Below are 8,262 nucleotides of genomic sequence, written 5' to 3'. Positions count from 1 at the left end.
CAAGCTTGTAGCGACCCGCATCGCTCTTGCCATATTGTTTGACACCTATCGCGGTAAATAATGGGCCAAAGACAAACACATACCAGTTGTGCACCATGAAGTCCGACATGTTAAAGAGTGCTTCGGTCATGGGCGGCATTTTTGCCCCCATGTCGCTAAACATCTGCTTGAAAGTCGGAAGGATAAACATAAACATTGCCGCGAGGATAATCATGGCAAAGACTAAAACAATGACCGGGTAGGTAAGCGCCGACTTAACTTTCTGGCGGATCTCTTGCTCTTTTTCCAAAAACTGCGCCAGACGGTCCAGGATCGTATCGAGGATACCTCCTAGCTCCGCCGCACGGATCATGTTGATATAGAGCTTCGAAAAACAGTTAGGATATTTTGTGAGCGAGTCCCCCAGAGAGATACCTGTCTGGACATCGCGCTTAATCGCTGTTAGAGCCTGCTTCAGAGGCGGGTCTTTGGTCTGCTGCTCCAGAATATCGAGGCACTTCAGAACGGCAAGACCAGCATCTATCATCGTGGCGAACTGCCTAGAGAAGACCACCAGCGACTGGAGCTTGGGAGCTCCCATGGCTTTTTGGGAGCCACCAGAGAACAGACTGCTGGTTTTCTGCTCGCTAATACCCAAGATATGGAGGCGCTGCTCGTGAAGACGGCTAAGAACCGCTCCCTCAGATTCTGCCTCCATTCGGCCTTTTACTGTGTTGCCGGAGGAGTCAATGACATCATAAACAAAGGTTGGCATGGAAGTTTAGCTTCCTCCCTTCAGGTGACGCAAGAAGCTATCACGGTCGTTCGAGCGAGAGAGTGCTTCCTCCATTGTGACCATTCCCGAGCGATGCAGCTCGGCCAGAACTTTATCCATTTGTTGCATACCAATCTGCCCGCCGGTCTCAATGGAGCTCAGTAGCTGGTGGCTCTTACCTTCACGAATAAGATTGCGGACGGCGGAGGTAGCTACCATGATCTCAATGGCTGCCACACGTCCTCCGCCCACCATGGGAAGAAGCTGTTGCGCGACGACTGCCTGCAGGGAACCTGCGAACTGCACGCGGATCTGATCCTGCTGATCGGAGGGGAAGACATCAATGATACGGTCCACGGTAGCCGGGGCGCTCCGCGTGTGGAGTGTCCCGAAGACAAGGTGACCTGTCTCCGCCAAGGTGAGCGCTGCTGCAATCGTCTCTTTGTCGCGAAGCTCACCCACAAGAATCACATCGGGGTCTTCGCGGAGGGCGGCACGGATAGCGTTGGCAAAGGTCTGTGAGTCGTGGCCTATCTCGCGCTGATTTACCATCGCCACTTTATGACTGTGGATGTACTCAATAGGGTCTTCCATGGTTAAAATGTGTACAGGACGCTCGGCGTTGATCACATCAATCATGGACGCAATCGTGGTGGATTTGCCCGAGCCCGTTGGCCCGGTGACCAGAATCACGCCCGAGTGTTTTTTGGTCAGCTCCTTAAGAATAGGGGGCATGCGCAGGGAGTCGAGCGAGGGAATCTTGGCGGGAATGGCACGCATGGCGCAGCCTACCGAGCCGCGCTGACGGTACACATTGAAGCGGAAGCGTCCCACGCCATGCACTCCGTAGGAGAAGTCCAGCTCTTTCGTACGCTCGTAGCGCTCGATCTGATCCGAGAGCAAAATATCGTAGACCAGCCGCTGTACTTCGCGTGGGGTGACCACTTCCCAAGGAGTAGGAATGAGCTTGCCATCCACACGAACCATCGGGGGAAGGTTGACCGTCAAGTGGATATCCGATGCCTTCATCTGCTGGCTATAGTGCAGGATGTCATCAAGATGGGTATCTCCAAGCGGTGTCACACTGGGAGCAGAGCGTACTTCTTCGAAGCTATCATTTCCCAGAGGGCTCTGGTTGGACATGCCCGGTGGCATGAGCAGGGCGCCATCTTCAAGAAGTCCACGAAGCATCTGTGTGCTATCCAGTGCGGGCAGGGCAGACGGTGTCGCAGTCCGGTTCCCTCCCCCTTGAGGCAGGGGCGCAAGATCATCGTCAGGCAGGAGTGAGTTCATGCTCTCCATTTTCGGACGATCCCCTTAAACTCTTCAGGGCGGACTCAGGACGAAAAAAAAGTAGAAAAAACTTGTCTAAGTGCCAAGTATTGAGATGGCAAACTATGGCTTTTTTCTCTGACAGTATCGGGATAGTCTCCGAACCGACGGTGCAACGCTGGCTGCAAGAGTATGTACGCCGTCGTGGGGCTGGGGATGGGCGCTCCTCTAGCGACTTACCGCTGCCTCTTCTCAAAGAGAATATTGCTTGTGCACACAGCTCACTGGTAGAGTCTGTCGCACGTAAGTTTTTGGGGACCGGTGAGCCTCTGGAAGATCTGGCTCAGGAAGGCTACTTGGGGCTTCTTTCTGCGCTTGAGTACTATGACCCTAGCAAGGGCGTGCGTTTTTCCACCTACGCTACCCATTTTATCAGTGGCGCAATCCGCCACTTTCTCCGGGATCGAAGCCGAATGATCCGCGAGCCCGCCTGGCTCCAGGAGATGGCTGGAAAGATGGAGCGGGCCATCGAGGGGCTGACCGCCCAGCTGGAGCACGAGCCAACCTCGGGGGAAGTTGCCGCCGCACTCGCGATTCCTGTGGAGACGGTTGAGGAGATTCTTGCCTCGCGGAGTGCCTCTCGGGTTATTTCCTATGATGTGAGCCGTGGCGATGAGAGTGAGGAAGACCTTCTGAATCGCTGCGATCTTGGCGATAAGGCATCCCTCTCCGCCCTGGTAGAAAACCGCGTGGTGCTCCATGAGAGCATGCAGCGTCTTCGTCCTTTTGAGCAGCAGGTAATCTACGAGTTCTACTTCCGTAACCTCAACCAGACGGAGATTGCCACTAAGCTGGGAGTCTCGTGTAACTATATTTCAGTGATGCTGCGTAAGTCCGTGGAGCGCCTGGGCAAGATGATGGGGGAGGCCGAGGCCTACGACCGGCACCGCCGCCCCGAAGCCTCCGTGGTAGACACACTCACCGGCCTCTACACGCTGGATCACTTCCGGGCACGCCTTGATGAAGGGATCTCACGGGCTGTGCGGGCAGGAATGCCCATCTCTCTGATTCAGTTTCATATCCTGGGAATCCCCTCCAGTGGACGGGCACGGGACGAAGCTTTGGAGCAGTGTGGGAGCCAGCTGCGCTGCTCGATCCGTCGCATGGACATGGCGGGGCGGGGCGGGGGCGATAGTCTGCTGGCAATTCTAGGTGGGACGGGGCCTCAGGTAGAGCTGGCAGCCCAGCGCTTGATCCGTGTTCTGGAAAGTGCGAGTGCTCACGTACGCTTGCCTCTGTGTGTCGTGGCGGGAACTGCCTGGCATCCGGAGCAGGGCCGAACAGCGGACGATCTCTTCCGCGAGGCACAACGCTCCGTGGACGAAGCCCTGGAACGACAGCCCCAAAGTCTTTCTAAAGCAGCGTAGCCTCCGGGTACAATGCCCCTGCTATGCCAAAGATTCCACAGGTGCTCGCCGGGCTCGTGGTGCTCGCCGCTGCGGGAGGCGGTGTCTTCTACTGGCGCTCTCTTCCGCCTAAAGTTGACGTGGTTCTTCCTCAAACTAAAATCGTAACGGAGAGCATTGCGGCCTCGGGGCGCTTGCGGGGTGAGCTTGAGACCAGTGTGGGCGCACGGGTGAGTGGGCGAGTGGCGAGTGTTGCCGTGCGCGAGGGTGATAAAGTTCGCTCCGGCCAGATCCTTGCCCGGCTCGATGATGAAGTCTTGCGCTCACAGCTCTCCCAGACCCAGGATGCGGTTCTGACGGCACGCGCTGCACTCGGACAGGCACAGGACGCCATTCGCACGGCGCAGTCACAAGTCGCTGTGGCCTCGCGCCCTCCCCTTGCGTCGGATGTTACGCGGCTCAAGGCCGATATCAACCAGGCAGTTGCCGTGGCTGAGGCGCGGCTTGCGGTGACCAGGCAGAAGCTTATTTTTGCCCAGCGTCGGCTGGCGGAGCTCCGAAAAGGCCCACGCGACGAAGAAATAGACGCTACCGAAGCGCAGGTACGCCAGGCGGAGGCTAGCCTCGCACAGGCTGATCGGGATAGAAATCGTCAGGCCCAGCTTGCCAAAGAGGGAGCCGTGTCCCAGGCCGCCGCGGACCAAGCGGAGACGGGGTTCTGGGTGGCGAAGCGCATGCTGGAGAACGCTCAGGCACGGCTGCGGCAGCTTAAAGCGGGCACACGCCCCGAGCAGCTTGAACAGGCCGAGGCCGATACGAAAGCGGCGGAGTCCGAGATTCATGCCAGCGAGGCCACTCTGGCTGGGGCAAGAGCCTCAGGCAAAGCGCAGCTCGCCTCGCTGCTGGCAAGCCCGCGCGTGGAAGACATCACCGTGACCCAAAACCGGGTGCACGAAGCCACCCGTGCCCGCGAGGTTGCCCAGGCGCGGCTTGCCGAGGCGGAGCGCACGCAGGAAGTCGCAACGCAGCGGCTTGCCGATGTGATTGTCACGGCACCATTTGAGGGCACGGTCACCCAGATCGTCACCGAGGCGGGCGGTGTCACCGGCCCCAACGCGGCGCTCGTGCGGCTGGTGCGAACCTCCGTGCCGGAGATCCGCATTGATCTGGATGAGGTCAATCTGGGCAAACTCCAGACGGGCCAGGAAGCCGTTGTCGCCAGCGATGCCTATCCCCGCCAGACCTTCCGGGCCAAAGTCCGTGAGCTCGGAGCGCAGGTAGACACCGAGCGCGGCACGGTGGAGGTGCGCCTGACCCCCGTAAACCCACCCGCCTGGCTACGGCCCGGCCAGACTCTCTCCGTTAATATTAGGCTCGGCGAGCCCACGTCGCGCCTGGTAATTCCGCTCACGAGTGTCACCACCATTGGCGGCATCTCGACGGTATTGATCGTGGACGGCGACGAAATCAAAAAGAAAGTCATTACGGCGGGGCCACCCGGCCCGGATGGGATTCCCGTGCTCGCGGGTCTGGAGGCGACCACGCAGGTACTCCTCAATCCTGTGGGCCACAAGCCGGGCGACAAGCTCGAACCGGTCATCGTCAAGCCCTCACCCGGCCCCGGGAAGTAGGCGATTATCGCCGTGGATTGAAATCCCGGCTAGCGAAGAAAAGTCCGCCTGCGCGGACTGAGAGAATGGTTGCGATGGCTGATGTCTACAACAGAGTTTTCTTGCACCTGATCTGGGCGACGTATGATCGCTTGCCAAAACTAACACCCGAGGTACGGGCACTTGCCTATTGGAAAATTACCGCTGAGGCTGAAGCGCTCCGCTGTCCTGTTCACGCAATCGGTGGACGCGAAAAGTCCCTCTCTATGGCACTGGAGTATTGTAGGGAGCCCACTTCCACTTCCCAGTCCCCGGAGGGGGACTTCTCTTCGCTAGCCGCGAATTTATTCGACGGAGAAAATCATGCGATTTGAGAGCAAGCTGGCGTGGCGGCATTTAGTTTCGGGCGGGGGGCAGACGGTGCTGACGGTCTTTGCGGTGGCGATTGCAGTGGCCGTGATTATCTTCATCCAGACACTGATCACGGGAGTTCAGCGGCGCTTTATCGGGGATCTGGTGGGCTCGCTGGCGCACGTCACTATCAAGGCGCCCGATCCACTGCCTAAGCTGCTCTCTGAAGTGGTGAGGCAAAAAGAGGGGGAGCTGCTGGCGACGAACCAGCAAAAAGCCGTGCAGCAGCGTACCGAGCTGGAGCAGTGGCAGCGTCTGGAAACGGAGCTCGCACAGTTTCCTCATGTCACGACGGTGGCACCGGCAGTGCGAGGCAGTGCCTTTCTAATACGGGGCGAGAAGCGCTTTGCCGTGAGCATTTCCGGCGCGGAGCCTGCCAAACTGGAGCGGATCAGCCTGCTCCAGAAAGATCTGATTGCCGGGCGCTGGCTGGATCTGCGCCCCGGTGAGCTTGTGATCGGGGTGCGATTGGCCGAGGATGCAGGGGTGCGACTGGGAGACCGCGTGCGGCTCCAGTCCGCGCAGGGCATCACCGAGAGCTTCACGATTGCGGGGCTGGTCTACACCGGCAATAATGCCACGGATCTCGGACAGGCGTTTATGCTGCTGCGCGATGCCCAGAGCCTCTTTCGTACCGGGCAGAATGTCAGCTCGATGCTTCTCAAGCTCGATGATGCCTTTCTCGCGGATACGGTTGCGGATCAGATCACGGCAAGTCTGCCCTACAAGGCCGATTCCTGGATGAAGGACTCCGCATTTATTCTGAATGCGATCCGCTCTCAAAACCAATCACGGGACATGATCTGCACATTCGTACTGCTTGCCAGCGCGTTTGCGATTGCATCGGTGCTGATTGTCTCCGTGATCCAGAAGCAGAAGCAGATCGGGATTCTCAAGAGTATGGGGGCACGGGATAAGCAAATTCTGATGGTATTCACTCTGGAAGGACTGGGAGTCGCTCTCGCGGGGGCGCTTGTTGGCTGTGTCTGGGGATATTTTATTCTTCGGGCACTGGAAAACATCCCGCAGGCGGCCCGCTTTGGGAAAGTGGATAAGCTCTTTAACATTATCTACGATCCAGCCATCTTCGGGGGAGCTGCCGCCGCCGCGATTATAGCCACCCTGATCGCCGCGATTCTTCCTGCCAGTCGCGCCTCCAAGCTCAACCCCGTCGAGGTGATCCGGGGATGATGACGTTTCTCTTCTGGAATATCAATCGGCGCTTTCCTGAAGAAGCGTTGCAGGCTCTGGTACGTGCCCATGATGTAGATGTTTTGATCTTGGCTGAAGCTGGGGAGAGTTCCCCTGCGAAGATCGGCGAGCTTTTTCACTCTCCTGGACGAACGCCGACTGCCCTGATACTCTACTCACGTCACGCTTTACTTCCACTTGAGGAAGCCCAACGCTGGACAATGAGGTCAGTAACTACCACACAAGGCGAACTTCTTATTGTTGGAACTCATTTGCCCAGTGGATTACATTTTTCAGAGCAGGACAGAGCGATGGAAGCATCTCATTTTTCGCGAGCGATTCGTGGTCTTGAAGAGAGGCGTGGACACGAGCGCACTCTGCTCGTTGGTGACTTGAACATGAACCCCTTTGAGATGGGTGTCGTGGGTACGGAGGGACTCCATGCTGTCTCTAGTCAGCAAGTGGCACAGGAAGGCAAACGTACAGTGCAAGGCAGGGAGTATCCATTTTTCTATAATCCTATGTGGGTTTGTCTAGGCGATGCCGCTTCGCCAACCGCCGGAACCTACTATTATCGAAAAGCAAATCCGATCTGCTACTTCTGGAATACTTTTGATCAAGTTCTGATTCGACCTTCTCTTTTGCCCTTCTGGATGCCCGAGGAACTGAAGATTCTAACAAGAGTTGGCGACATAACACTGGTAAATTCTAAGGGGAGGCCGGACTCGTCCCGCTTCTCAGACCACTTGCCGATAGTTTTTCGGCTAGACTTATAGGAGCAAAGTATGAGTGCAGTAACAGCGATTCCTGATCTGTGGCCGACAACGATTCAGCCACATTCCAACCAAGTGACCCCCAAAGCTATTCTTCAGAGTCAGGCCAAGTATCTGGAGCAACGAACAGAAGGATTAATAATAGGGGAAGTTATTGTACGAACGATTGGTCAACGATTGGTTCATGATTTTTATTTGCGATCTCCTCGCCTCGATGACTATCGGTTCCTAATGTTCACTGTTATTCAACTCAGGCATGAACTATATCCTGTTGGTATTACTGAAGAAGTAACTCTTTATCCTGAAAATCCAGCCGAACAAGAGGAGTACATGAAGAAGAAACTCTTTGGGGAAGAATGTAAGGATGAGGAATCTTTTAAGGAAAGACTTCGTCAACTCTTTCTGTTAGAGCGCAGTGTGAGGATTATTGATTCGTTGGTTGCTCAGAGTGCTTCAGCAGAATAGATCCCGTGTAAAATAGAGAAAATCATGAATGAGATCCCTATTGTTCAGGCAATTGCGCTGCGCAAGCTCTACAACCCGGGCACCAACAAAGAAGTTGAGGTGCTGCACGGGGTAGATATGCAGGCGTTTGCGGGGGAGTTTGTGGCCATTATCGGGCAGTCAGGCTCAGGTAAGTCCACACTGCTCAATATTCTGGGGGCGCTGGACACGCCCACAAGCGGTCAGGTGCTGATTGATGGTATTGATATCGCCACGCTCTCGTCGGATGGCCTGGCGAACCTGCGCGGCACGAAGATCGGGTTTGTCTTTCAGTTCCATCACCTACTTGATGAGTTTAGCTGCCTTGAGAATACCCTCATGCCGGTCTCGATCCAGAAGGG

8 protein-coding genes are annotated in these 8,262 nt (G+C 56.5%); 6 read left to right on the top strand and 2 right to left on the bottom strand.

Features of this window, described 5'->3' with window-relative positions:
- On the bottom strand, positions 1-754 hold a 754-nt coding region (locus tag ACH2EH_RS23010), incomplete at its 3' end, for a type II secretion system F family protein (RefSeq protein ID WP_395145441.1).
- Positions 755-760: 6 nt separating this feature from the next.
- The gene (locus tag ACH2EH_RS23005; protein ID WP_395145440.1) at positions 761-2,047 is read right to left on the bottom strand and encodes a type IV pilus twitching motility protein PilT; all 1,287 of its coding nucleotides are present in this window, start codon (positions 2,045-2,047) and stop codon (positions 761-763) included.
- Between the two features lie 104 nt (positions 2,048-2,151).
- Between ACH2EH_RS23005 and ACH2EH_RS23000 the strand changes: the two genes are divergently transcribed.
- From ACH2EH_RS23000 to ACH2EH_RS22975, 6 genes are all read left to right on the top strand, one after another.
- On the top strand, positions 2,152-3,453 hold the full coding sequence (locus ACH2EH_RS23000; RefSeq protein WP_395145438.1) for a sigma-70 family RNA polymerase sigma factor: 1,302 nt from the start codon (positions 2,152-2,154) through the stop codon (positions 3,451-3,453).
- 23 nt (positions 3,454-3,476) lie between these two features.
- Positions 3,477-5,063, top strand: coding sequence for an efflux RND transporter periplasmic adaptor subunit (locus tag ACH2EH_RS22995; RefSeq protein ID WP_395145436.1), 1,587 nt, complete (start codon positions 3,477-3,479; stop codon positions 5,061-5,063).
- A gap of 342 nt (positions 5,064-5,405) precedes the next feature.
- On the top strand, positions 5,406-6,644 hold the full coding sequence (locus tag ACH2EH_RS22990) for an ABC transporter permease (protein WP_395145434.1): 1,239 nt from the start codon (positions 5,406-5,408) through the stop codon (positions 6,642-6,644).
- Positions 6,641-7,420 carry an endonuclease/exonuclease/phosphatase family protein gene (locus ACH2EH_RS22985; protein WP_395145432.1) on the top strand — a complete coding sequence of 260 codons (780 nt, stop codon included), beginning with the start codon at positions 6,641-6,643 and terminating at the stop codon, positions 7,418-7,420. Before ACH2EH_RS22990 ends, ACH2EH_RS22985 begins: the two co-directional genes overlap by 4 nt.
- A gap of 9 nt (positions 7,421-7,429) precedes the next feature.
- On the top strand, positions 7,430-7,882 hold the full coding sequence (locus ACH2EH_RS22980) for a hypothetical protein (RefSeq protein ID WP_395145430.1): 453 nt from the start codon (positions 7,430-7,432) through the stop codon (positions 7,880-7,882).
- Between the two features lie 24 nt (positions 7,883-7,906).
- On the top strand, positions 7,907-8,262 hold a 356-nt coding region (locus tag ACH2EH_RS22975; RefSeq protein ID WP_395145429.1), incomplete at its 3' end, for an ABC transporter ATP-binding protein.

This window comes from Armatimonas sp. (genome assembly GCF_043760365.1).
Taxonomy (GTDB): domain Bacteria; phylum Armatimonadota; class Armatimonadia; order Armatimonadales; family Armatimonadaceae; genus Armatimonas.
Note: the sequence above shows the minus strand (reverse complement) of the source record. Positions and strands in the feature narration are given on the sequence as shown.